General features: G+C 40.4%; 22 protein-coding genes. 12 read left to right on the plus strand and 10 right to left on the minus strand.

The genetic code is table 11. The features are described 5' to 3' along the window. Positions 1-49 precede the first annotated feature (49 nt). Positions 50-919: a class II fructose-1,6-bisphosphate aldolase gene (fba, locus tag WAA20_RS00270; protein ID WP_073388312.1), complete on the minus strand. Its 870-nt coding sequence runs from the start codon at positions 917-919 to the stop codon at positions 50-52. Positions 920-1,197: 278 nt separating this feature from the next. Between fba and WAA20_RS00275 the strand changes: the two genes are divergently transcribed. The 3 genes from WAA20_RS00275 (at position 1,198) to WAA20_RS00285 (ending at position 3,434) form a co-directional block, all read left to right on the plus strand. Beyond that, positions 1,198-1,890, plus strand: a complete 693-nt coding sequence (locus tag WAA20_RS00275) for a hypothetical protein (RefSeq protein ID WP_073388310.1) — start codon at positions 1,198-1,200, stop codon at positions 1,888-1,890. Positions 1,891-2,092: 202 nt separating this feature from the next. After that, on the plus strand, positions 2,093-2,341 hold the full coding sequence (locus WAA20_RS00280) for a TIGR03905 family TSCPD domain-containing protein (RefSeq protein WP_073388309.1): 249 nt from the start codon (positions 2,093-2,095) through the stop codon (positions 2,339-2,341). Positions 2,342-2,363: 22 nt separating this feature from the next. Further along, positions 2,364-3,434, plus strand: coding sequence for an undecaprenyldiphospho-muramoylpentapeptide beta-N-acetylglucosaminyltransferase (locus WAA20_RS00285; RefSeq protein ID WP_073388307.1), 1,071 nt, complete (start codon positions 2,364-2,366; stop codon positions 3,432-3,434). Positions 3,435-3,580: 146 nt separating this feature from the next. Here WAA20_RS00285 and WAA20_RS00290 read toward each other — a convergent pair whose 3' ends face one another. The 6 genes from WAA20_RS00290 to WAA20_RS00315 form a co-directional block, all read right to left on the minus strand. Continuing rightward, positions 3,581-4,270 (minus strand): response regulator transcription factor, encoded by a 690-nt coding sequence (locus WAA20_RS00290; protein ID WP_073388305.1) that lies wholly within the window; start codon positions 4,268-4,270, stop codon positions 3,581-3,583. Next, on the minus strand, positions 4,242-5,735 hold the full coding sequence (locus WAA20_RS00295; protein ID WP_073388303.1) for a HAMP domain-containing sensor histidine kinase: 1,494 nt from the start codon (positions 5,733-5,735) through the stop codon (positions 4,242-4,244). Before WAA20_RS00295 ends, WAA20_RS00290 begins: the two co-directional genes overlap by 29 nt. 674 nt (positions 5,736-6,409) lie before the next feature. Further along, positions 6,410-6,904 carry a hypothetical protein gene (locus WAA20_RS00300; RefSeq protein ID WP_081373860.1) on the minus strand — a complete coding sequence of 165 codons (495 nt, stop codon included), beginning with the start codon at positions 6,902-6,904 and terminating at the stop codon, positions 6,410-6,412. 192 nt (positions 6,905-7,096) lie between these two features. Continuing rightward, complete coding sequence (locus WAA20_RS00305) at positions 7,097-9,298, minus strand: DEAD/DEAH box helicase (protein WP_081373859.1); 2,202 nt, start codon at positions 9,296-9,298, stop codon at positions 7,097-7,099. A 93-nt stretch (positions 9,299-9,391) separates the two neighbouring features. After that, positions 9,392-10,438, minus strand: a complete 1,047-nt coding sequence (locus WAA20_RS00310; RefSeq protein ID WP_073388300.1) for a type II CAAX endopeptidase family protein — start codon at positions 10,436-10,438, stop codon at positions 9,392-9,394. A 294-nt stretch (positions 10,439-10,732) separates the two neighbouring features. After that, entirely contained in the window at positions 10,733-13,138 is a 2,406-nt protein-coding gene (locus tag WAA20_RS00315) for a TaqI-like C-terminal specificity domain-containing protein (RefSeq protein WP_073388298.1), read from the minus strand. A gap of 311 nt (positions 13,139-13,449) precedes the next feature. Here WAA20_RS00315 and WAA20_RS00320 point away from each other — a divergent pair, with 311 nt between their 5' ends. Continuing rightward, entirely contained in the window at positions 13,450-13,929 is a 480-nt protein-coding gene (locus WAA20_RS00320) for an S-ribosylhomocysteine lyase (RefSeq protein ID WP_073388296.1), read from the plus strand. 144 nt (positions 13,930-14,073) lie between these two features. Beyond that, the gene (locus WAA20_RS00325) at positions 14,074-14,775 is read left to right on the plus strand and encodes a 5'-methylthioadenosine/adenosylhomocysteine nucleosidase (RefSeq protein WP_073388294.1); all 702 of its coding nucleotides are present in this window, start codon (positions 14,074-14,076) and stop codon (positions 14,773-14,775) included. Between the two features lie 310 nt (positions 14,776-15,085). On the opposite strand, the gene fliB is transcribed toward WAA20_RS00325, so the two are convergent. After that, complete coding sequence (gene fliB, locus WAA20_RS00330; RefSeq protein WP_073388293.1) at positions 15,086-16,258, minus strand: flagellin lysine-N-methylase; 1,173 nt, start codon at positions 16,256-16,258, stop codon at positions 15,086-15,088. A 138-nt stretch (positions 16,259-16,396) separates the two neighbouring features. On the opposite strand from fliB, the gene WAA20_RS00335 reads away from it, so the two are divergent. Next, on the plus strand, positions 16,397-17,155 hold the full coding sequence (locus WAA20_RS00335; protein ID WP_073388291.1) for an RluA family pseudouridine synthase: 759 nt from the start codon (positions 16,397-16,399) through the stop codon (positions 17,153-17,155). Positions 17,156-17,378: 223 nt separating this feature from the next. Here the strand turns inward: WAA20_RS00335 and WAA20_RS00340 are convergent, their stop codons facing one another. Next, on the minus strand, positions 17,379-18,632 hold the full coding sequence (locus WAA20_RS00340) for a serine hydrolase (protein ID WP_073388289.1): 1,254 nt from the start codon (positions 18,630-18,632) through the stop codon (positions 17,379-17,381). A gap of 413 nt (positions 18,633-19,045) precedes the next feature. On the opposite strand from WAA20_RS00340, the gene WAA20_RS00345 reads away from it, so the two are divergent. The 3 genes from WAA20_RS00345 (at position 19,046) to WAA20_RS00355 (ending at position 22,544) form a co-directional block, all read left to right on the plus strand. Next, positions 19,046-20,296: an RNA-guided endonuclease TnpB family protein gene (locus tag WAA20_RS00345; RefSeq protein WP_073388287.1), complete on the plus strand. Its 1,251-nt coding sequence runs from the start codon at positions 19,046-19,048 to the stop codon at positions 20,294-20,296. Positions 20,297-20,495: 199 nt separating this feature from the next. After that, positions 20,496-21,176 (plus strand): response regulator transcription factor, encoded by a 681-nt coding sequence (locus WAA20_RS00350; protein WP_073388285.1) that lies wholly within the window; start codon positions 20,496-20,498, stop codon positions 21,174-21,176. A 3-nt stretch (positions 21,177-21,179) separates the two neighbouring features. After that, positions 21,180-22,544 (plus strand): HAMP domain-containing sensor histidine kinase, encoded by a 1,365-nt coding sequence (locus WAA20_RS00355; protein WP_073388282.1) that lies wholly within the window; start codon positions 21,180-21,182, stop codon positions 22,542-22,544. 69 nt (positions 22,545-22,613) lie between these two features. On the opposite strand, the gene WAA20_RS00360 is transcribed toward WAA20_RS00355, so the two are convergent. Next, the gene (locus tag WAA20_RS00360) at positions 22,614-23,072 is read right to left on the minus strand and encodes a PH domain-containing protein (protein ID WP_073388280.1); all 459 of its coding nucleotides are present in this window, start codon (positions 23,070-23,072) and stop codon (positions 22,614-22,616) included. 300 nt (positions 23,073-23,372) lie between these two features. Between WAA20_RS00360 and WAA20_RS00365 the strand changes: the two genes are divergently transcribed. The 3 genes from WAA20_RS00365 (at position 23,373) to WAA20_RS00375 (ending at position 25,917) form a co-directional block, all read left to right on the plus strand. Beyond that, positions 23,373-24,251 (plus strand): putative manganese transporter, encoded by an 879-nt coding sequence (locus WAA20_RS00365; RefSeq protein ID WP_073388278.1) that lies wholly within the window; start codon positions 23,373-23,375, stop codon positions 24,249-24,251. Between the two features lie 54 nt (positions 24,252-24,305). Continuing rightward, on the plus strand, positions 24,306-24,761 hold the full coding sequence (locus WAA20_RS00370) for a Fur family transcriptional regulator (RefSeq protein ID WP_073388276.1): 456 nt from the start codon (positions 24,306-24,308) through the stop codon (positions 24,759-24,761). Positions 24,762-24,909: 148 nt separating this feature from the next. Then, a complete protein-coding gene (locus WAA20_RS00375) occupies positions 24,910-25,917 on the plus strand; it encodes an energy-coupling factor ABC transporter permease (RefSeq protein ID WP_073388274.1) in 1,008 nt (335 codons plus the stop codon). The last annotated feature ends 12 nt before the right edge of the window (positions 25,918-25,929 follow it).

Consider the following 25,929-nt stretch of genomic DNA (forward strand, 5'->3'; position numbering starts at 1 on the left):
AAAACCGGCCGCATAATAGCGACCGGTCTTAAAATTCAGTATAGAAGGATTATTCGTCAGCCTTACCAACAGAACCGAACATTTCCATCTTCTCTTTAACTGTAGCCTTGATAGCTTCGAAGCCAGGAGCAAGAAGTTTTCTAGGATCGAATCCCTTACCTTCAAGGTCCTTACCAGCCTCTACATACTTTCTTGTAGCTTCAGCGAAAGCAAGCTGGCACTCTGTGTTAACGTTAACCTTTGAAACGCCAAGAGTGATAGCCTTCTTAACCATCTCTGCAGGGATACCTGTACCGCCGTGAAGAACGAGTGGAAGCTCGCCTGTAAGCTGCTGGATAGAATCAAGAGTCTCGAATGAAAGACCTTCCCAGTTTTCAGGATATTTGCCGTGGATGTTACCGATACCAGCTGCAAGGAAGTCAACGCCAAGATCAGCGATCTGCTTGCATTCCTTAGGATCAGCGCACTCACCCTTACCGATTACGCCATCTTCTTCTCCACCGATAGCACCAACTTCAGCCTCGATTGAAAGGCCTCTGTCGTGAGCTGCCTTAACCAGTTCCTTAGTCTTCTCGATGTTCTCAGCGATCGGATAGTGTGATCCGTCGAACATGATTGATGAGAAACCAGCCTCGATGCACTTGTAGCATCCTTCGTATGAACCGTGGTCAAGGTGAAGTGCTACAGGAACGTCGATGTCGAGATCCTTTAAAAGTCCGTTAACCATGTTTACTACAACATGATAACCACCCATGTATTTACCGGCGCCTTCTGATACACCAAGAATAACAGGGCTTCTGAGCTCTTTTGCTGTAAGCAGAATAGCCTTAGTCCACTCAAGGTTGTTGATGTTGAAGTGGCCTACTGCGTAATGTCCGGCTTTAGCTTTTTTAAGCATGTCAGCTGCATTTACTAACATAATTGAAATCCTCCTTCTAAATGAAAAAACTGTTTCCTAAAAATTTTGTTTGTGAAAATAATATCACAGTGAAATTATAGCATACCCTCATATAAATGGAAACAATATGTTATTCATCCGTTAAAAATGTCATTTCGTCAAAAAATAACTTGTCAAGATTGCGAATATATATATAATGATTATGTTGTTCTTGGGGATTACCAAAAAACAATAAATCGGTCAAAAGAGTTTGACCAAAACAATAATTCTTTAGCTAAAAACGTTAGGAGGAGAAAACAATGTTAAAGAAAAAACTTATCAAAGCAGTAACAGCAATCAGCGCAGCAGTAATGATCGTAGCAGGAGCTGGATCAGTAACAACACTTACTTCATTCGCAGCAGAATTCGATCCAGTATACTATGCTCAGACATATCCTGATGTAGCAGCAGCATTCGGTAACGATGCTCAGTTACTTCTTAACCACTACCTTACATATGGTCAGAAGGAAGGTCGTAAGCCTTCAGCTAACGCAGCAGCTGGTGAGGCAGTAACATCAGTTAAGACAACTACAACAACTACTACACCTGCAGCTACAACAACATATCATGATTTCGCAGCAGGCCAGCTTTCAACACTTCGTGCTGCTCAGGGCCTTGGCGCTGTAACACATGACAAGAACCTTGATTCTATCGCAACAAACATCATGAACACATACATGGCTGGTGGAAACATCGATTCTCTTACAAACGCTATGAGCAACCTTTTCGCTCAGTATGGTCTTAACTATACAGTAGGTGGTTACTGGTGCAACAGACTTCCTGCTTCAGTTGTAACAGGATATTCATATGAGGAGCTTGCACCAATCGTTATGCAGGCTGCTTACAGCACATCAGCAGATGTATTCGGTACAAATTCAATCAGAGCTATCGGATGCCACTTCGCAAAAGATGCTGCTGGTAACGTATACTTCGTATTCGTAGTAGCAGGCTGATATCCTTCTTGAATCCTTGATTCAAGTAATATATCCCATATATCATCCAAAAACCCCGTCGCTTATGCGGCGGGGTTTTGCCATATAACATGGTCGCATATTGCAGACTAATGTGCTACAATTAAAAATTGCAAAAACATTCAATAATACATAAATTTGCAGATTTGGCGGTCTGCAGATTCGTTTTAGGGAGAATCAGATTATGGAAACAGTTTATAAGACTAAAGGCACATGCTCAACACAGATAAATCTCGATCTTGATGGAGACATCATAAAGTCCGTTTCATTCACAGGCGGATGCAATGGCAATCTTCAGGGTATCTCAAAGCTTGTTGAGGGAATGAAAGCAAGCGATGCGATCGCAAGACTTGAAGGAATCAGATGCGGCTTCAAACCAACTTCATGCCCTGACCAGCTTGCACAGGCTCTCAAAGCAGCAATTAACGCATAATAACAATCAGAGGTGTTGTATTTTGGCTAAGAAAATAGTACTCACAGGTGGCGGAACAGCAGGACATGTAACGCCCAATATAGCTCTTTTACCATATCTTAAGGAAAAGGGATATGAGGTTATCTACATAGGATCGTATGATGGCATTGAGAAAAAGCTCATTGCTGACTACGGCATTAAGTATTATGGAGTATCTACCGGCAAGTTCCGCAGATATTTCGATGCCAAAAATTTCTCAGATCCGTTCAGAGTTATCAAAGGATTTGCTGAGGCAAGGAAGATTCTTAAGGCAGAAAGACCCGACGTTCTTTTTTCCAAGGGAGGTTTTGTAAGTGTCCCTGTAGTTAATGCTGCAGCGAAACTTAAGATCCCATGCATCCTTCATGAATCCGACCTTACCCCGGGCCTTGCCAACAAGCTTTGCGTACACTCTGCAAGGAAAATATGCTGTAACTTCCCGGAGACCATGAACTACCTTCCGAAGGATAAGGCAGTCCTTACAGGAACTCCTATAAGAGATGAGCTTATGACAGGTAAAGCCATGGCAGGAAAAGAGCTTTGCGGTTTTACAGATGATAAGCCGGTTCTTATGGTAATCGGAGGAAGCCTTGGCGCTGCTTCTGTCAACGAAGTTGTACGTGAAGCCCTTCCCAAGATCCTTCCGTATTTCAACGTGGTACATATCTGTGGCAAGGAAAAAATGGACAACATGCGTCTCGACGTTCCCGGCTACAAGCAGTTTGAATATGTTAAGGCTGAGCTTAAAGACCTCTTTGCACTTGCAGACGTAGTGGTATCAAGAGCAGGTGCGAACTCTATATGTGAACTCTTAGCCCTTCATAAACCAAACCTCCTCATCCCGCTTTCAAGTAAGAACTCAAGAGGAGATCAGGAACTGAATGCAAAGTCCTTTGAACAGCAGGGCTTTTCAGAAGTTATCCTTAGCGAAGATCTTGATGAAGATATACTTGTTGAAAAGATTCACGAGATCTATGAAGAAAGAGATAAGTATATGGCCAAGATGACCGGCTCAGGACAGAGGAATGCGATCCAGAGTATCATGTCTCTAATAGAAGAGGCAGTAAGTAAATAAAACAGCCAAAGGGCTGATACACTAATAAGAGATCGTAGATCATAATTAGTGCATCAGCCCTTTATTATTGTAGAAATCAATTAACTTTTATGGATATCTGAATCATAAAAACATCCAGACTCTTCACAATCAAATGATCGTCCATATCATGCTTTGAATCTGTATCCTACGCCCCAGATTGTTTCGATATACTGAGGATTGGATGTATCAAGCTCAACTTTCTCACGAATCTTCTTAATATGAACAGTTACAGTTGCGATATCTCCAACTGAATCCATATTCCAGATTCTTCTGAAGAGCTCTTCTTTTGTATATACGTGGTTAGGATTCTCTGCGAGGAATGTGAGAAGATCAAATTCCTTAGTTGTAAAGCTCTTTTCCTCACCGTCGATATAAACTCTTCTGGCAGTCTTGTCGATCTTAAGTCCTCTTATCTCAATGACATCATTTTTGGCAGTACCTGATCCAACAAGACGGTCATATCTTGAAAGGTGAGCCTTAACGCGCGCTACAAGCTCAGACGGAGAGAATGGCTTTGTAATGTAGTCATCAGCGCCAAGACCAAGACCTCTTATCTTATCGATGTCATCCTTCTTGGCGGAAACCATAAGGATAGGCATGTCCTTCTTTTCACGGATGTGTTTGCATACTTCAAAGCCGTCCATGCCCGGAAGCATGAGATCGAGTATCACAAGATCATAATCCTCGGAAAGTGCCTTCTGAAGACCTACATCTCCTCTTGTTGCAATTTCAACTTCAAAGTCTGAAAGCTCTAAATAGTCTTTTTCAAGATCAGCGATCGCTTCTTCATCTTCCACTATCAGTATTTTGCTCATATGTTCCTCCTGTTACTGGTTCTGTGTACTTACGCAGTACGAAATGCATTGTCGTACCTTCGCCTTCATGGCTGGTCGCCCAGATGTAACCGCCATGATCCTCTATTATCTTTTTTACTATAGAAAGACCGATACCGCTTCCCTGGTGCTTGGAATTGCGGGATGAATCGGTTCTGTAGAAACGTTCGAATATACTTCCCAGATCCTTTGGCGCGATTCCGCGTCCGTTATCTTCAATCTCAACCCTGATGGAATCTACTTCGTCAAGGATCCTTATATCTATCTGACTCTTGCCGTCAGTTCTGTCCATGTATTTAACCGAGTTAGAAACTATATTATTAATAACACGTTTTAGCTGTTCGGGATCTGCTATTACTATTGTATCAGGTGCTGTCAGATTAGAATAGTTAAGCTTTATGCCGCGCCCTTCCATGTCCATTCCGACTTCTTCAACGCAGTCTCCAAAATAATCGCCAACGTTTAGCTTCCTGAAATTATAAGGAATTCGGTTGTTATCAATTGATGAATATAAGGTTAGCTCATTGATAAGATTATTCATATCAATGGCCTTGTTGTAAATAGTCTTGAGGTATTTTTGCTGCTTCTCAGGAGTTGTGGCAACGCCTTCCATCAGACCTTCTGCATAACCTCTTATAGTAGTGATAGGGGTCTTCAGGTCGTGGGAGATGTTACGGATAAGTTCTTTATTTTGCTGTTCATGTTCGAGCTTCTCCTGAGCGGATTCCTTAAGACGAAGTCTCATGTCCTCGTAGTTACGGTACATCTCACCGATCTCGCCCTTTTCGGCATTATCATTGAGTCTGTAATCGAAGTTCCCATCCTTGATCTTCTGCATAGCTACGTTGAGCTCACCCACCGGCTTAAAGATACCGCTTCTGGTCCATGCAGTAAGTATAATTGATGTCAGAAGGAGTATAAAGCACATGGCAAAAAACATATAGCTGAAAAATGCAGGTGCTATAAGAGTCTGGGCAGTAAAGATAAGGAACAATGAACCTGTCGTTCCATCTGATAAAGTGAAGTCATACTGGCGGATCAGCTTTTTTTCATCATTATATAAATATCCATTAAATTGATCATGACTACTACCATATTCAGGTAAAATTAAGGTTAGGCTATTATTATCATTAATAGATCCATTATAAGTAATAGTATCACTACCCTGTCTTACGACCACATATCCGTTTTCATTAGAGAGTTGTTCATTGATCTTATCAAGATATTCCTGGTCAGTAAGAATATCCGGATCCTGGGTAGTATCAGTACTTAGCTGTTCAAAGATATTATCAGCTATCTTCATATATCTGGTATTATCTGCGATCAGATTCCTGGTACTACCCTCGTTCATTATTCCGCCAATTACAAGAAAAGCTATGGTGATAAGAAGAAGCGGCATAAGAACCATTGTAATTGCAGTTATTGTAAGCTTTGTTTTAAGACGCATACTAAAGCCATCCTTTCATATAATATTAGTATAACATTTTCGAAAAAATGTGGTAATTAATAGGTCTGAACAATCCGTGAAATGAAAATAAAATACTTATAAAATGAAAATATTACATTTGAAAACCAATAAAAAGCGTCTGGTTTCCACAATAAATGTAAATTTATAATTTTTTGTAATAAAAGAAATCCCGTATTTATGCGGTTTCAGGAAAAATCAAAAATTAATTGTAACAATTTTGAAATATTTACTAGACAAACTATTTCATATGTTGTAATATAGTTCTCGTAGGAAATACCTAGCGACACAGAAAGTATTTTAAAAATAAAGTTTATGAATTCAATTAAAAAATTTTAAAAAAGTACTTTCTTTAAAGAAAATGTAATAGTATACTATTAGTATACTTGTTACAGAAATCGGGTATACATTCGGATTTTACCCGATCCGAATTTTACCATATATCATCCCTATGTAACCTGTGACAAGACATCAAAGTTGAGACATCTTGGGAGAAGACATGACTTCTTATGCATCGCATACTTTCGTCTTCTTACGACATCATTGGACTTGACTATAGCTTGGTCATGGTTACAACACCAATCACTTAACCCCTAACGAAGAACGGCATCGATGTTACCCCATCGATGCCGTTCGCTATGTCTAAAAAAATTATCTTAATTAAGGATCCTGTGACAGAAGTTCTGTATAAGCGTAGAAGCACTGTCAGGATCTTTTAATGGATTTTGCAAAGAGAGAGTATCAACAACGTTGTTTCCCTTTAGAGCATCTTCAAGCTTAAGCAGCATTTTTTCAGCGTTGCCGCTTGCAGAAGATGCGATAAGATATATACGCTTACCCTGGATCTTGTTGTCACGAAGAAAAGCCCCGATAGCAGGAGTATAGGTTCCTGCCCATACAGGGGAAGCTATAATAAACTGATCATAGTCGCTGATATTGTGCTTGAGAGCAGCAAGATTCGGAAGCTTATTAAAGAGCGCAGAATGACCTCCTGCAAGGAACTTACCAAGTCCCTTTCTTGGCGGTTCCACATCCGGAATAAGGCGCTCAAGATCAAGGTCAAGAAAGCTTTTGACCTTGCTTGCTATAAATTCAACATTCCCCTCAAATGAATAGTAGACCATTAATGCTTTAATACTATTTTCACCCATATTAACCTCAACTGTGGATATGTAGAAAAATAAAAAGCGTAAAACCATCATAAACGATAACGATAAATTATACAACGATAGTTTTGTAATAATATTTAACTATTTATAAATATTTTTTATTATTGATAAAGCCTCATTGTAAGATTATCAATAAATTAGTTTTAATTCCAAGGTTGTGCAAAGAATGATGCTTCACCACCCACCATAAAATGGAGTTCTCATGTGCTTTTCATAGCATTCAGAACATATGTTATAAGGTGAGTTCCACTTGATCTGTTTGCCGCAGCTTCTGCATTTTCTCTTAATAAGTTCCTGCTTTGACAATACTTCCATTATCTTAACTGCGATTTCGGACCTTGCTTCGCTGACTTCTTCATATTCTTCAGGAAGTCCAAAGCGGTTAAGATAGTAGCACAGAAGGTCGCACACCTGATAATTTTCTTCGAGGAATGACAGATCTTCAGCGCTATATGAAGTCATAGAGATTTCAGGAATAAATCTCCTGTAATCGAATATCTCATGCTCGATCTCGCAGTCTGCCATCTCTTCCCAGATACTGAAAAGAGTAATGTTATCCTCGTCAAAAGGCATGGTTATGAACTTGTAGATAAGCTCCTTGTCATCCGTCTTTTGCTCAAGGAAGCGGCAGAGCTTGATCTCAACAGACAGGTCAGTCTGATTAAAAGCATCATTACTTTGCTGGATCGCACCCCACCTTGTGAAAATATCTGAAAGGCTTCCATCAAGTCCAAGGAGCGATTCCGGGAATGGAAGAGCCACCTTTTCAATAGGATCCGGTGCGCTCTTAAAGGCATTCCTTATAAGATTCTTACGGAACTCTGCGTTAACATATCCTATATCATAGAGTCCGCGCCTTCCTGCTCGTCCCCCTATCTGAAGGATCTCTTCTGTGCGAAGAGGACGCTTTGTCATGCCGTCGAACTTCTCAGATTCAAGGAATACAACTCTTCTTATAGGAAGGTTCATACCCATTCCGATAGCGTCCGTTGCAACAACTACGCTTGTTTCGCCATCAGTAAATTTGCGCACTTCTTCTTTGCGCACATCATATGGAAGAGCGCCGTAGATGATACTGCAGGATATGCCAATACCCTGAAGTTCAGCAGCACATGCAAGTACATTTCTTTTGGAAAAAACAATTAGTGCATCCTTACTCTGAACATCGTCAGGGAAAGAGAAATGCTCTTTTTCCACAACAAGTTCTGTAGCCCTTTCGTGGGTTATAACTTCATAGGTATCACCGCAGTCTTCGATAAGCTTAATGGCAATATCCTTACCTTCAGGCGCGCCGCAAAGGTGGACTTCATCTGCGCATACGCCAAGAATAGCAGCTGTCCACATACGTCCTCGCTGGCGGTCAGCTATCATCTGAATCTCGTCGATAACAGCTACGTTGTAGTGTTTGACGCTGTCCAGCATCTCGATTGTAGATGCCTGGTGATCACGAACTTCAGGAGCTATGTCTTCTTCACCTGTTTTCATACGGCAGGGAACGCCGTCTGCTGTGAGTTTTTCGTATACTTCGTGAGCAAGAAGGCGAAGAGGACCAAGGTATATTCCAACAGCAGCTCTTTCAAGAGCCTGAATGGAATCGTAGGTCTTACCTGAGTTTGTGGGACCTATATGGAGAATGAAGTGTCTTTTCATCCTTCTTGCAGCAGGATAAAGGTCAGGATAGTAGTCGGGTATTTCTTTTAATATATTTGCAGTAAGAAGCTCTGCGGCAGATTCTTCTTCGCGTTTTGCTTCTTCAAAATCATGGTAGCGCGGATTGTACCACAAAAAGTTCCTTATATCTTTAACGCTATAAGGGGAACTGATGAGGTTATAACAGGGGTCCATTACACGGTTATAGACACGCGCCTTGATGAGTTTTCTGATCCTAAGGGTCTGCTTGGGCGTTGTACATGAATCAATGTAGGCTTTGACAGCTTCGGAGGACTCGATTATCTTATCTTCCATTTTGTTGTAGAGAGCATTTCTAAGATGTCTGTTTAAAAGGATGCTCATGCTCTTTTTTTCAAGCTGGTCAAGGAATACAGAATAGTTATCGCTGTTAACAGGTGCTTCTGACTTGAAATAAGTAACTTTCTGAGTTTTGAAATAGGTCTCGAGCTCAAGAGTAAGAGCTTCTAACAGCTCTTCATCCTTCATGATCACATCAGAAGGATCCATTCTTTCTATATAGGATACGGCTTTGCCGAAACGCTCTTTTTCCTGGATCTGTTCAGGAGTTCCTGTTTTTTTCTTTTTCTTGTGGCGTCTTTTTTTAGAATGATTTGCATTTGTAGTAGAAGCATCCTTTTGTTCGGACGCCTCTACCAATAGTTTATCAAGAGCTGATTTATCTGAACTGTTGCGGATATGTTTCATATAACACTAAACCTCAATTTATTGAACAGAAAAATGCATGTTAGGCAGATGGTAGATTCTTATGAAAATAAACTGACCAGTGATGTGTGCCTTTTATGCTATAAAATTAACTATTGTACCGTAAAGACAATATGCAAGGAAGAATAGAAAGCCAATAGTTAAAAAGGCTGTTGAAAATCTTTTGTTCTTAGGAAGCTCCATAGTAGCAGGCTGTGTGTAGAACTTTTTCTTAACAAGAAAAACGATCAGGATTATTATTCCTGCAATGAAAAGACCCACCTCAAGGAGAATATATAAAAGGTATATCATAAGCCCCAGAGTCTGGCTTGGAGTAAGATTAGCAACTACATTAACGTATTCGCTTGTTCCAAGTGCTTCAAGAGCTACGTCAGGAACAAGTTTTAAAACTGTAAGCGGAACTACAGAACCGCAGAAGTTAAAGAACATATGTATGCAAATAGTATACTTGATGCGGCCTGAACGTGTGTAGATATAAGCAAGCAAAAGACCCATCGCAAAGGCATAAAGCATCTGAAAGATATTCATGTGGAAGAGTCCAAAGCAGAAGGCTGAGAAGAATATAGCAAGCTTTTCGCCAAACTGTCTTGTTCTGTCGATAAGGAACTTTCTGAATATGAGCTCTTCGACAATAGGTGCCAGAATAACGACTGTAGCAACCTGCCAGAAGTTAACCTCTGTGATCATCTCGTTGATCGGATTGGTTGCAGTACCGTCAGACAGAACATCTGCAAGCTTTATACTGAAAAGGTTCAGTAAAAGCGTCAAAGGAATCATCATTACAAAATAAGCTATAAGGGTAGACTTTTTAATCTTCTCACTTCTCTCAGGAGCTTTTGGTGCAACCTTGAAAACAAGTGAGCAGATGGGGAAAGCGAACACATACATGGGAATCAGGACGAAGATATAATCGAGCCATGTTGCGTATCTTATCTGTGGATGTGAGACTGCTACTGCGCGTAAGATATAGGAAAGAACGTATTGGAAAAAGATAGAGACTATACCAAAAACAAACATGCCTAAAGCTACAATGGTGTAATTATATCGTCCTTCTTTTACTTTGACCTCGTCAGGAATAATAACAGTTTCTTGAGTAATATTTTCTTGAGTAAAATTATCCATAAATACCTCGTGTAAGTTTATGATTTTCCGGTGGGGTGGGGAGGATGGTAGGTGATGCCGGAAGATTCCGCTGAAATAATCCTCGAGCTACCTTGCCACTCGTCGTAGGGGCTGTGGCAGTTCGCGCTTCAGTGGATGAAGGCGGTAAGTTTTTTTACGAAGGAGCATACGATGCCCCTGGACACTCCTCGTACGGATAACGCTCGAGGATTATTTCAGTGGAATCTTCCGGCATCACCTACCATCCTCCCCTTCGCAACCGGGAAGTATAAGTGTTGATTTAAAAACAGAAATCTATAACATTTTATCATGAATGAGTTTGTACTGCGAATCTGTTAAGCCGTAAGCTGAGGCAATCTTCAGATCCAGTTTTCTATATATAGGTAGAAACATGATATCAGAGCTTGAAATCTCAGGATTGGTTTCCGATAGTGATAGGGCGCTACTTATGAGTGTATCTACCATACCGACAATTTCTTTCTGTGCTTCTTCCGAAACAATAGGAATCGGAATCTGTTCAAGGTGGGACCTTAAGACCTTAACTGAGTTGAAGCTCTTTCTGAAGTAGAACTGAGCAGGTGATGAGTTAAGAATCGCCATTACATATTTAATATCAAGCCCAGGGATCTGAGGGATTAGGATATTGCAGCTGTTAAGGGAGACTAATCCTTCATTATCATATGCGAATGTCAGTTCGTTATTGATGAAGCGGTAAAAGAGTTTTTCTTTTGCTCTGTAGATTTCGGTTTTTGCCACCTGTTGGAATGATTCTGGCTTAAAGTCTATAAATCTGTCTGGTTTTGATATGTGGTACTTTGATATGTCGCTTCCTTTTAAGACTATTTCATAGTTGCTTTGCACCAAACTATTATCTTGAATATCATGCGATCTGTTATATGAAGATTCTTTATGATTTTGACTACTATATAATCTGTTATTTAATGATTTATTTTCTATGTACTTATTAATGTCTTGTTCACCAATGGAAGAATGTTCGTTTTTGAGCTCTGATTTATCAATAATATACTTATCGTTATTACCGGTAACTATTCCAAGGGCAAACATAGCATTACCCTTCAAGGTGACGCTTTCTTTTAAAGAAGACATAGTCTCAAGGATAGAATATTCTTCATCGCTTGTGTAAAAACTGAGCTTTTCTGCTGAAACTTTCCTGTTCGTATTTATTGTAGAGTTGCTTGGCCTGGAAGGTGTTATCAGGTTTTCAACTACCATATTGCGCGTATCAAGCTTTTGACCCGTTTTGGTCAGTTGCAGGATAACAGATGGACAGGCAACTTTGTGGAATACATTACCAAGATAAGCAAGATACGTTATGTTGCAGGAAGAGATGATTATCTTTCTAAGCGGCTTATGGATGCTTACTGATAGAGCAGCTTCGGGCAATACAAAGGAAAGGTGTCCGCCGTTATCAAGGCAGCTGATACCTTTTTCAGTAAACAGGTCATAGGATTCTACAGATCTTCCTTTTGCAGTAGTGTATTCATTTCTAAACAGTTCTTTTTCCTCGTCAGAAAAGTCATATCCCCATGGAGGATTACCTATTATATAGGAAGGGGAAAAAGATGGATCGTCAAAAATGTCGGTGAGCTCTGTCTTTAGGAAGTTGGCGCATCTTATGTTCTTTCTGATGAAAGGAATACTGGAAGCTCCGTACTTAAGCGCAAGATTGATCCTTGTTATGCAGACGCAGATTGGATCTATATCGCAGCCATATATATTGGAGGCCTGCAAAGTGTCTGGCATTTGAATAAGGAAGTTACCGCTTCCGCAGCAAGGGTCAAGGACATTTATGCGACTGCTCTTTTTTACAGGAGCCTTATCAATATCAAGGTTATCGATAGATTTTCTCACTATCTCTGTAGGCGTATAATATGAGCCTGCATTCTTCCTGCTTCCAAGATCTCTTAATGACATATAGATAAGGCCGAGAGTATCCGTTCCCGGCTCGTATATAAATGTATGGGCAAAGAGCTCCGGGTGGCAGTTTTTCATCTTTAAAATACTGGATTTAAAAGATGATGAAGTTGGTTCTATCCCTTTTTTAAAAGAGGCTTGCAGCTTGCTTTCAAGATGCGAATTTGAAAGGTCTCTGATTAGTGTAACTATACCTGTTTTACAGGTGTCATTATTAAAGTAGTTATTATCACGAGAATCATCTGAACTATTTTCAAAGAGATTATTTATACCAAAATCATCTGAACTATTTTCAAAGAGATTATCTATACCAAAATCATCTGAACTATTTTCAAAGAGATTATTTTTACCAAAATCATCTGGACTATCATCAAAAAGATTACATATTCCGGAATGATTGCCATTACTTTCGAAAAGCTGCCCGGCATAATAAGCCAGCAAATAGCAAACTTCCTCTTTGGAAAGTGACACTTTGTTTTCTTCTAAATATTCTGAAATCGCCCTGACCTTCGGAAGGCAGTCTGAATCCTTGGGAACATAGGAGTTATAGAAAAAAGAACCGGATACATATTTCTTGTTTCGGCGGCTGTTTAGTGCCTGAATCTTGCCTGAAGCAATATCATCGATCAGAGAATCAACGTATTTTTTAGAAAAAGAGGCTTTGCTATTGTGCATGGTATCTGGAGATATCTTGCCTAGTCTAAGCCAGTTTTTTCCTGTTGCTTCTGAAATTGAAAGCGCTTTACACAGCTCTTTTAATGTCATATATAGAGAACCCCTTGTTTTATCTATTAATGTGAAAGAGACAGATCGCGGGTGCTTTTTTGCCATCAAAAAAGCCACTGCGCTGTCTCTTCCATGCGCCTATCCACGAAAAAGTTTTGCCCGCCTTTCCGCTGCGCTGCGCCCTACGGCGCCACTCCTACCTAGAAATAATGTTAGCTTGAATCCTTATGGCATGTCAACTCAATTATCACTTCAAAATATTTAGGAAATCTGCTACACTGTAACCTAATAGTGAGATGAATTGGTTTAAGGATTAAAAATACAAAAAATAAAGAAAGTGGAGAAAAGAAATGGAAAAAATAGCAAGTTTTACAGTTAACCATTTGGATCTTATGCCTGGTGTATACGTTTCAAGACAGGATAAGGTTGGAGCAGAGACAATTACAACATTCGATCTTAGAATGACAGCGCCTAACAGAGAGCCTGTTATGAATACAGCAGAGATGCACACAATTGAGCACCTTGGCGCAACATTTTTAAGAAACGACCCTGAGTACAAGGATAGAATCATCTACTTTGGACCTATGGGATGCAGAACAGGTTTTTACCTCCTTGTTGCAGGCGACCTTACAAGCAAAGAGATCGCTCCTCTTGTAACAAGAATGTTCGAGTTCATTAAAGATTACGATGGCGAGATTCCTGGAGCTGCTGCAAAAGACTGCGGTAACTACCTTGATCAGAACCTTCCAATGGCTAACTTCCTTGCAAAGAGATACCTTGACAATGCGCTTTATAATATCAAGGAAGACAGACTCGTATATCCGGAGTAAAGATAAGTAGCCCATAGATTAAATATATGATCTTGGGCTACCTTTCAATTTGTCCAGCTAATCCAGATAATTATAAAGCTTATCAATGGGCGAACAAATATATTATCCGGACTATTGAAAATTAAGAAGAGCAGGAGGATATAAATGGCTTACAAAATCGGTATCATTGGAGCTATGGACGTTGAAGTTGCAACTTTGAAAAAAGACATGACTATTGAAAGAACTCTTAGCCGTGCGTCCATGGACTTTTTCGAAGGTAAGATCGGATCTACAAATGTAGTTGTAGTTAAGAGCGGTATTGCCAAAGTTAACGCAGGTATCTGCGTTCAGATCCTTGCAGATGAGTTCCATGTAACACACATCATCAATACAGGTGTTGCGGGATCTATGGATGCCAAGATCAATATCGGAGATATAGTTCTTTCTACAGACGCTTGTTACCACGACGTAGATGCTACGATCTTTGGTTATAAAAAAGGCGAAGTTCCTCAGATGGGAAGACTTGAATTTGTTGCTGACGAGTGGCTTAGAAATAAGGCTAAAGAGGCAATTCAGGCAGCAGATCCTGAACTTGGAATCTTCGAAGGAAGAGTTATAAGCGGAGATCAGTTCATCGGCGGCGACGTATCCAAAAAGCCCCTTGAGCAGTTTGGAGCACTCTGCACAGAGATGGAAGGCGCTGCAATAGCGCAGGCTTCATACCTTAACAACATTCCATTCGTTATCATCAGAGCTATCTCTGATAAGGCTGATGGATCTGCAGAGGTTGAATATCCTGTATTCGAGGCAAAAGCAGCAAAAGACTGCGCTAAGCTTGTAGAGTACATGATGGAGCATCTGGACTAATAGATAATAGAATTCGCACATAAAAAATAGCCTCCTGCCCGGAAGATTCCCGAGGATGGTAATTGATAAATGCTTTTCTTGTCATGAAAATTATATATAATTCAAGGCATGATATCTGGAATAATATATTTCGGGATCCAAACTCGCTTCGCTCAGACAGGTGGATCCCAAACAAAATATATTATTCCATCTATCAAGCTCTTGAATTTAATATAATTTTCAAAGACAAAAAAATCATTTATCAATTACCATCCGCGGGAACCTTCCAGGCAGGAGGCTATTTTTTATGTGCGAATTCAGGTTGATTATTTTATGTACTAAATTCAAGCGTTTGTACTGGAAGATAGTCACATACTATAGCATACATGTCCTTAGATAACCCTAGGTTGTGGCAGGCTGCGCGTTCGTAAGCGGACAGAAGCTTTGCCATGGCAAGGGGCGTTAATTTTTTTCTCCGGTTATAGTTGACCATCAGGAACAGGAACATATTTACATGCATGATAGCAGCTACAGCAAAATGAACAAAACTATAGTTTTCGTATATCTCGCTATAGCACTGCTGAATATCATACTGGAGATACCGAAGTAAGGCTTCCATTCGCGAAGGATCTTCCCTGATAAAATCTGTAACCATCCTGGTCCAGACCTTCTGACCTTCAATCTCTGTCTTTAGATCAAACTTATGATGATACCATTCGATAGTTCTGTTGATCATGGAAAAAGGCCTTGAATCCTGAAGGTCGAACTGTGTGTTGATGAGCCTGTTAAGAGCCATGATAGGAAGTGGGAAATAAGACCTTCCTGCATCAGGCATGTCATCACTCTTGCAAAGTTCATAGAAATATGAAGGCCTTCCATCGTCTTTGGTAAGCTTCATATCTTTGTGCTCAAGAACTGTCTCCTGAGCAAACTGGCAGTATGCCAAGAGTCCGTGCAGTATCCTGTCCATAGTCACAGGATCAAAGAGTAGCTGCGGCTTAACCTGTAAGATCTTAATAAGTTCTTTTTGCGAATCAAGAACGATCTCTTCAAACTGCGGGTCATCATTGCTACCATGCCGATCTCGTCCGCTTTCTTCATCGCATTCTATAAGCGCAGGTCGCTCATCCCTCTCAAGCAGCATCTTACTTACACATATACATGACAGATCGAGATTTTTGGTAGCAAAAGAGCCATAGTCCCTGACTTCACGAGGATACTTACGGCAGATTTCCGGCATATATTCGGTTCCAAGTTTTTTCTGGATATTGCAAAGACCACTTATCCCATGAAACAGACAACTGCCGCTGTCATAGTTGAAGAAATTCTTGTCAGGACCTGAAAGACATAACCTGAGACACTTCCCCCAGATACCATCTTTTTCCATAATCCGTTCTTTAGTTTCATCATCAACTATTATGCGCCAGCCATAGCAGCAGGTCTCAGGACACTCCCCCGCGAGGCATTTGAATTCATCGAAAAGCTCGTTCTTTAAGACTTTCACAATGTAGGCCCCCACACGTATAGAAACTTTTGACTTTTAATGAGATAGAGAAGTAATTAAGTGACAAACAGTCATACATCCATTATAGCATTTGGATGGGTTATAATTAACGTATGGATTAAAGGAGATGTTTTTTGTATGGAAATAATATATGAAGATGACAATATTATAGTGTGCCATAAGCCCGCAGGAATCGCGACGCAGTCAGCGGACCTTCGCAGTAAAGACATGGTCTCTCTTGTAAAGACTCACCTTGTCAGGCAGGCAAGAAAGAATAAAGTAAGACTAACAGGCGAGCCCTATGTAGGCCTCATTCACAGACTGGACCAACCCGTTGAAGGCATCCTTGTCATGGCCAAAGATAAAGAATCTGCCGCAAATCTTTCAAAGCAGGTCACAGATAATAAGATAGAAAAATATTATTACGCCCTGGTTCAAGGCACTCCCGATGAAACCAAGGATCATATCAGCAAGAAGATATCTGAAGATGGAAATATCTATATAGAAGATGAGATCATAAAAAAGACAGATGGTAATGCACAGATAGTAACAGGAATTAACACAGATGATCTTAAGACATTAGGTAATCCTGAAGACAAAAAAGTTTCTAAGCTCGAATATAAACTAATTAGCTCCAAAAATGACACTTCTCTTATCGAAGTCCACCTCATAACCGGCCGCTTCCACCAGATAAGAGCAACCATGTCCTACCTCAGATGCCCTATAGTAGGCGACACAAGATACGGCGCTAAAGAGATTTCAGACAAAGAAATGCTTTCAGATAAAGCAATAGCTCTGTGCAGTTATAAACTAACCTTCAAACACCCTGTTACAGGCAAAGCGCTTACTTTTAAAATAGATCCTTCAGAACCAATGTTTAATGGCTTTAAAGAATAAGCTAAATAAGCTTTGATATTATGAATACGATAACGTAGATTCGGTAGATGCCCCTGATATAATCCTCGAGCGTAATCCGTACGAAGAGTGTTCAGGGGCATCGTATATTCCAATCGTAAAGCCCCTTACCGCCTTCTTCAATTAATGCGCGAACTGCCACAGTCCCTACGACGAGTGGCAAGGTAGCTCGAGGATTATATCAGGGGCATCTACCGGGCACCGCTTAGATCATCCCATACGCAATCTGCCTCAAAAGCCTTGTGGGTCCCATTGATCCTGCATCTGCAAGCTGAATAAAATACTGGAACATAAAGTCGTTGGATGGATCCAGTGTCATATATGTTCCGAGCCATCCGTCCCATCCAAATTCTCCAACCGGAGCATTGGTCTGGTAGGCAGCAGGATCAAGGAGCACGCGGTTAAAGTTGCCGTAGCCGTATCCCTGAAGGCTGTCCCATTCAGTAGTCTTTATCTGCTCAGGTGTAAGCTGGTTGGTTCTCATGAAGCGAACAGTCTCTTTTCCCAGAATCCTTGTTCCATCTGATGCGGTTCCGCCATTTAGTAGCATCTGACCGAAGTTTCTGAAGTCGCCAATTGTAGATACTATTCCTGCGCCACCTGATTCGAAGGCTGGAGCTTTAGTTATAGTATCTTCCATTGCAAGGTGCGGGCCCTTTTCAATGACAAGTTTTCCTGTTACATCTTTGATCTTAACTTTACCGCTGACAGAATCTATAACGGAAGTTGGCTGAGCAAGCTCTCCATCAGCAAAGAATCTGTATTTCTGGGCAAGTCGGCCTATCTTTTCCTCAGGAACATAAAATCCTGTGTCATGCATGTGAAGAGGTCTTGTTATCTCATCTTCTATGAACTGGCCAAAGCGCTTACCTGATGCAACTTCTACAACAGCTCCCATTACGTCAGCACTGGTTCCGTATCTCCAGCGCTTTCCTGGCTGAAACTCAAGAGGAAGTTCTCCGATCCTGTTTGCAAATTCCACAGTTCCAATGCGTTTTCCCTTGGAATGTTCACTGTCCATTTCATTAAAAAGAGCAGTGGAGCAGGATGTAGGATAGTTGTTTTCTTCAGGATATGTAAGACCACTTGTCATATTGAGGAGGTCTTTTAAGATCATCTCTCTGTGGACATCTTCAACTTCCTGTCCTTTTCTAGTCCATACTTTCTGGTTCTTAAAGCCCGGAAGGTACTTGCTGACAGGATCAAAGAGGTCTATCCTGCCGCGTTCCATAAGGATCATGGCGCATACTGAAGTTATCATCTTGGACATTGAGAACATGCGGAAGATGGTATCTTCTTTCATGGGAATATTATTTTCAATATCAGCAAGGCCGTAGCTTCCCTGGAAAAGGATTTGTCCGCCTTTGGATATCATAATATTTGCGCCTGATATGTGATTAAGCGATATTTCTTTATTTATTACGTTATCAATTGCCTGAATCTGACGTGTGTTATTCATGTGATGACCTGTAGCCTTTCCTGGTATTAAGGTTAGATTTAGTTAGCCGATTTATAATATGACCCGACAAACATGAGCAAAGTAGCATGTAGTGCGGATTTGTGACTGTTTGAGGATTGTGGAAGTTTCGTAGAAACGGAACAATCCGACCGTCATAAGGTGTCAAAAATGTAAGTTAAGTGGCTGTTCTACGCACAACACTTACATAATAGCACAGCATTTTGCGGCATGATAGGTGAGTTGTTGCTATGTTTTTATAATATCTCAGTCATTCATCCCATGGTCATTTGAACGTGGGATGAATGGCTGAGATATCATAATTTTTACTAAAAACATTATGTTTTAGTAAAAATTATGATATAATACGCATACAGGAAATCTTATTTCCAAGTCTACGAAAGGAGCAAAACTGTATGTATCTTACTGTTAAACAACAGGTCAAGCATCTGTCTAAGGAAGATTACCGCACCATAAAAGAACTATGCCATACAGCAAAGAATCTTACTAATGAAGCAATCTATAATGTGCGTCAGTATTACTTTACTGAGGGCGAATTCCTTAAATATGAGAAGAACTATGCTCTTTTAAAGAACAGCCCTAACTATAAAGCGTTAAATTCCAACATGGCACAACAGATCCTTAAAGAAGTTGATGGCTCATTTAAGTCATTTTTTGGTCTGCTGAAACTTGCCAAGCAGGGAAAATATGCTTTTAAGGACTGTAAGCTCCCGCATTATCTTTCAAAAGATGGATATACTACACTTGTAATAGGCTTTGTACGGCTTAATGGAAATAAATTGATACTTCCATTTTCTAACAGCTTTAAGAAAACACATAAGTCTGTTGAAATAACAATACCTCCCGTACTTCTTGATAAAAAAGTTAAAGAGATACGTATTATCCCTAAAGCTAATGCAAGGTTCTTTGAAATTCAGTACATCTATGAAGCTGAATATGTTCAGAGAAATCTTAATACTAACAATGCACTTGCTTTGGACTTGGGAATCAATAGTCTCGTAACAGCAGTATCAAGCACCGGCAGATCATTCATCATTGATGGCAAAAGGCTTAAATCTATCAATCAGTGGTTTAACAAAGAAAATGCTCGTTTGCAGTCTATTAAGGATAAGCAGCGCTTTGGTAAAAAGACTACTAACAGGCAGAAAGCTATAACTCGTGACCGAAACAATAAGGTCAATGACTATATGAACAAGGCTGCCCGCAAGATAATAGATTACTGCATCACTAACGATATAGGTACGCTTATTGCTGGTTATAACGAAACGTTTCAGCGCAGCAGTCGTATAGGCAGGCAGAATAACCAGAACTTTGTTAATATCCCATATGGCCTGCTTCGTGACAAGCTCGAATATCTCTGTGAACTTAATGGTATTGTATTTGTAAAGCAGGAAGAGTCCTATACATCAAAATCCTCATTTTGGGATAAGGATGATATACCTGTCTACAATGCTGATAATCCAAAGGAGTATCAGTTTAGCGGAGACCGAATACATCGTGGTCTTTACAAAACTGCAGGTGGTAAAAAAATCAATGCTGATGTTAACGGCGCATTGAATATCATGCGTAAAAGTAGCGTTGTGGATCTTAGTATCCTATACGGTAGGGGCGAAGTGGACACGCCCGTAAGAATAAGGATTGCCTGATTTCAGGTGGAAACTTAAATATCAAACTTCTTAAATAAGACAACAAGAAAGAGACGGTTTCCAGTCTTTTGTCTTTAGAAGCCACCTACCTTTAGGTGAGTGGTAGTTCACTGATATACAATTAGTTTGACACCTATATCATTAGTATGTGATTTAGTATGTCCTACTTGTTTGGACATAGATTTGAAGGGAGATTTTTATGCGTCTGTTACTTGCAGAAGATGAAGAAGAGCTTTCTAATGCGCTGGTAGCTATATTGCGACACTCAAGCTACACGGTTGATGCTGTGTATGATGGCGAAGACGCGCTTGAATACGGTCTTTCAGGTGAATATGATGGGATAATTTTAGATATCATGATGCCCAAACTGGAAGGAACAGAGGTTCTTAAAAAGCTTAGGGAAGCCGGGATCACGACTCCTGTTTTATTCCTTACGGCTAAGAGCGAAACAGATGATAAGATTAAAGGTCTTGACCTTGGAGCTGATGATTACCTGACTAAACCCTTTGATATGGGGGAGCTTCTTGCAAGAATTCGTGCAATGACAAGGCGCAAAGCCGACTTTAGCCATACATCCCTATCCTGCGGCAATCTTGTTCTTGACCGCAACACATATGAGCTTTCCACAGAAGGACATGATGCTATCCGCCTTGCAGGCAGAGAGTTTCAGATGATGGAGATGCTTATGACAACTCCAGGAAGAGTTATATCTGTAGATAACTTTATGGACAGGATCTGGGCAGACGGCGAAGCGGACGTTAACGTTGTATGGGTTTATATATCCAATCTTCGCAAGAAACTTTCAGCGCTTGAATCAACAGCTGAGATTAAGGCAGCCAGAGGAGTTGGATATTCGATTCACGAAAAGAAGGATGCATAACTTATGGTTAGTAAGCTTCGTAGAAAGTTCGTTATAACTGCAATGAGCGCACTGCTTGTTATTCTTGTGGTACTTATTGGCGTTATTAATATATCGAATTTTGTAGAGGTTACAAAAAGCGCTGATGAGCTTCTGACTATCCTTGCGGATAATGACGGTAACTTTCCTGATATGAATCCTGCGTTTGATCAGGGCAAAAATGATTCGGGTTCTCCTGACAAGAAGCAAGACGACTTGGAGAATTCAGAAGATGTTGCAGCACCAGACAATGACAGCGGTTCTGCACTCCCGCCTGCACCAAAAGATGAAGAATTAAAGCGGGATATTTACTATTATACAAAAAGTATAGAAGCCCCTTTTTCCACAAGATATTTCTGGGTCAGGTTTGATACAACAGGTGAGATTACCCAGATTGATACCAGCCACATAGCTCTGATATCAGAAGATACTGCTGGCGAGATGGCGCAGAGCATCTATGAAGATTCCGGTACTAAAGGCTATAAGTCTTCTTATAGATATTATGTCACGCAGTCTGAAAATGGTGACACCATGATACTTTTCAAGGACTGTAGCTCGGATCTTTATAATGCAGTCAGGCTTCTTCGAAATACGTTTATGTTAATGCTTGTATGCCTGCTTGCCATGTTCATCCTTGTGTGGACCATGTCTGGACATGCAGTATCTCCTGTAGTTGAATCGCTTGAGAAACAAAAACAGTTCATTACTGATGCAGGGCATGAACTTAAGACGCCACTGGCTGTTATTTCAGCCAATATCGATGTTATAGAGCTTGATAATGGTAAGAGCGAGTGGACAAAGAGTATCAAGAACCAGGTCAACCGCATGGCAGAGCTTGTTAAGAACATGCTCACTTTGACCCGTATGGAAGAAGAGAGCGTTAAGACTGTTTTTTCAGATATTGATCTTAGCAGTATTCTGGCGGAAGCTTCAAATAGTTTTAGTGCTGTTGCAGATGCTTCAAATAAAAAATATACAGTTGATATAGAAAAAGGTGTTCACATTAAAGGCGACAGGAATTCAATTACTCAGCTGGCTTCGCTTCTTATAGATAATGCTATGAAATACTCATCCGAAAATGGTGAAGTTAATATCAGCATGCATCAGGGAAAGCACGTGGAATTTGAGGTCAGAAATACCTGTGATAATATCCCCGAAGGGAATCTCGACAAGCTTTTTGACAGGTTCTACAGAGCAGATACTTCGAGAAGCAGAAAGAGCGGTGGATACGGCATAGGTCTGTCGGTTGCAAGAGCGATAGCTATCTCACATGGTGGTAATATAGAAGCCTTGAGAGATGGTGATCACGTAATAAGATTTGTAGTAAAGCTTCCGAAAGGAAAAGCATAGATAAAGTATAAGAAAGGGGCCTTACCTGGAATGATCTGATCGGTCATCCGGGTAAGACCCCTTTTAAGCTTATGAAGCTTTCTGCATATTTTTTAAGTTGTCAAAGAACTGAGAGAATACTTCAACATTTTCTTTCTGATTCTGGATGTGCTTACCGGCATTTTTAAACAAAGTAAGTTTATATGTGGTCTTGTTAACCTTGAATGTGATAATATGAGAACCGAATTTTGGCTTTTTGTATTTAACCTTTTTAAATTCGTTAAAAGGAATCTCGAATACGTCGTCAACCTTGGTCATGTCAAAAGCATTCATACAAACAATTTTGACAGTATTGTCTGTAAGAATAGTAAAACCATTTCTTGTCTTTGCACCTGCAAGTAAAGCACCTAAAGCGCCAAACATGTAATACAGTAAAGCTGCTTTAACAGTTATGAGCTGTCCATATGCAGCTGCTCTTACGTTTTCGCCCGGACGAACGGCAGCTCTGATTGCATTCATTTTGCCTTCTTCTGTGATCTTAAGATTCATTTTTTTACCCTACCTTTTTATTTATTATTTTTTAGTGTTTTTTTCAAACATTAACATTGTACTTTGAATTGGAATGTTTTCAATAAAAAATAGATAAAACGCAGTTTTTGTTGGATGGATGACATTTTTTGCCGTGATAAATGAAATTTTGAAGACTAAATGCAAATCATTTGCATTTAGAATAAAAGTGTGATATATTCTCAATGCTAAAACTATATTTTGTAAAATCTTTTTTGAAGAAAATGTGAGGTTGGGACCTGATCATAGATTAAGTCCTAACACTTGCGACAAGAGGTTAAGATGGAATTATTATTAGATGTAATCCTTGATACAGTAATAGATGGAGTTAAGATCCTTCCATTTCTTTTTATAACATACCTTTTAATGGAACTTTTGGAAAAGCATACCATGGATAAGGCTGGTGATATCGTAAGAAAGGCTGGTAAATCCGGACCTTTGTGGGGATCACTTCTTGGAGTAGTGCCCCAGTGCGGATTTTCTGCGGCTGCGTCTAACCTGTACGCAGGCCGCGTCATCACAGTAGGAACTCTTATCGCAATATACCTGTCTACATCAGATGAGATGCTTCCTTTAATGATCTCAAACAGATTGCCTGTATCCAAGATCCTGCCAATACTTGGACTTAAGGCTCTTGTTGGTATCATAGCCGGTTTCATCGTAGACTTTGCTGCCAATAAGACAAGAAAGCTTCGTCATCTTGGAAGAGAAGACTTCAGAATAGAAGAGATGTGCGAGCGCGAGCACTGCCACTGCGAAGAAGAGGAAGAGGGTAGTGTTATAAGATCTGCCTTTATTCATACCCTTCATATCTTCATATACATCCTTATCCTTACTTTTATACTTAATTTTGCAGTTGAACTTATAGGCGAAGATACGATCAAATCAGTAATAACAGCTAACTCCCTTGCCGGACACCTTGTGGCAGGAGTTATAGGCCTTATCCCTAACTGCGCTGCTTCTATAATCATTACTGAGCTTTACCTTGGCGGTATGATATCCATGGGAACCATGATGTCAGGACTTCTTGTTGGTGCTGGAATTGGACTTCTTGTTCTTTTCAGAGTTAATCCTGAGATCAAGAGAAATATCCACATCACAGCAATCCTTTATGGCACCGGAGTTTTCTTTGGAATACTGATCGACCTGATCGTTAGATGACAACAACTATTGTTTAGATAAGCCGTTAATCTTTTTTCCTAATGGAGAAAAAATATGTCATGTAAAATCCACCCTGAGACCGTTGAGCGTCAGATGGAGCGCAACTGGCCTGAAGGAATCAAAAAGACCAAGCAAAGACTTGAAATATATCATATCCTTGCAGATGCAATAAAACCCTTAACTGCAACAGAGATCTTTGAGGAACTCAAAAATGAAGACGGAAGCCCAAGGTATGCCTTTTCTACAGTATACAGATGCCTTCAGACCTTTGAAAACGCAGGGATTCTGACCAAATCAACAGCAGTTACAAGCGAAAACGCCATGTACGAGCTTCGCCTTGCCCAGCACAGGCATTATGCTATTTGCCTTAAATGTAAGGAAAGATTCCCTTTAAGGACATGCTTTTTGGGAGATCTTAAAAACATGCTCCCTGCCAATATGGATGAATTTCAGATAACCGGCCACCAGCTTGAGATCTACGGCTACTGCCCGAAGTGTAACCAAAAATAATCTTATTTAATACACGCTATCACCCCCTGGGGGGCTTGTGCGCGATCTTTTGCTACATATATACTAATCGTGACATTTTTAAGATACACAAGTTATTTTGACTTGTGTATTTTATTGTCTAATTTAAAATAAGGTGGGGTAAAACACTATGCATATGGCAGATGCGCTTGTAGTTCCTGCAGTAGCCGGAACTATGTATGTATTATCAACAGCAACAGCTGGTCTTTCTGTAAAAAAAGTCAGAGAAGAAAACGATCCTAAGAAGATCCCTGTAATGGGCGTAATGGGAGCATTCGTATTCGCAACACAGATGCTCAACTTTACAATTCCCGGAACAGGTTCATCAGGACATCTTTGCGGAGGAATGATGCTTTCCGCAATGCTTGGACCTTATGCAGGATTTCTTACAATGATAGGAGTGCTGCTAGTCCAATGTTTACTGTTTGCAGATGGCGGACTTATGGCACTTGGATGTAACGTATGGAATATGGCCTTTTACGGATGCTTTGTAGGAGCTCTTCTTATCTGGCGTCCTATTATGAAAAAAGGTGCAACTCGTGGAAAGATAATAGCAGCTTCCATACTTGGCTGCGTTTTGACACTTCAGCTTGGCGCTTTCTCTGTTTCAATAGAGACCCTTATTTCAGGTATTACTGAGCTTCCATTCTCAGTATTTGTAGCAACAATGCAGCCTATCCATCTTGCGATCGGATTTGTAGAAGGTCTTATTACAGCAGCTGTTTTAGTATTTGTAAATGAAGCAAGACCTGAGCTCTTATGGGGCGTTGGCGAAAAAGCAAACGAAGGCAAGCTTGGCTTTAAGCCTACAATTGCAGTTCTTGCAGTAGCAGCAGCTATCTGCGGTGGTATTGTATCACTCTTTGCATCAGCTTTCCCAGATGGTCTTGAGTGGTCTATGGAGAAAGTTGCAGGTACAGCTGAGCTCGAGGCAGCAGGCGGAGCTTATGATACAGCAGCAGGAATTCAGGAAGCTACATCACTTCTTCCTGACTACGCTTTCAAGGGCAGCGAATCAGCACTTGGAACAAGCTTCTCCGGTATCGTAGGTGCACTTGTAGTAGTACTTATAACAGTTGGTGCTTGCTACGCTTTCAGATTTTTCAGAAAAAAGAATGCGTCTAATCAGACTGCATGAGTTTGATTTATA

The sequence above is a fragment of the Butyrivibrio fibrisolvens genome (assembly GCF_037113525.1).
In the GTDB taxonomy this organism is placed as follows: Bacteria; Bacillota; Clostridia; order Lachnospirales; family Lachnospiraceae; genus Butyrivibrio; species Butyrivibrio fibrisolvens.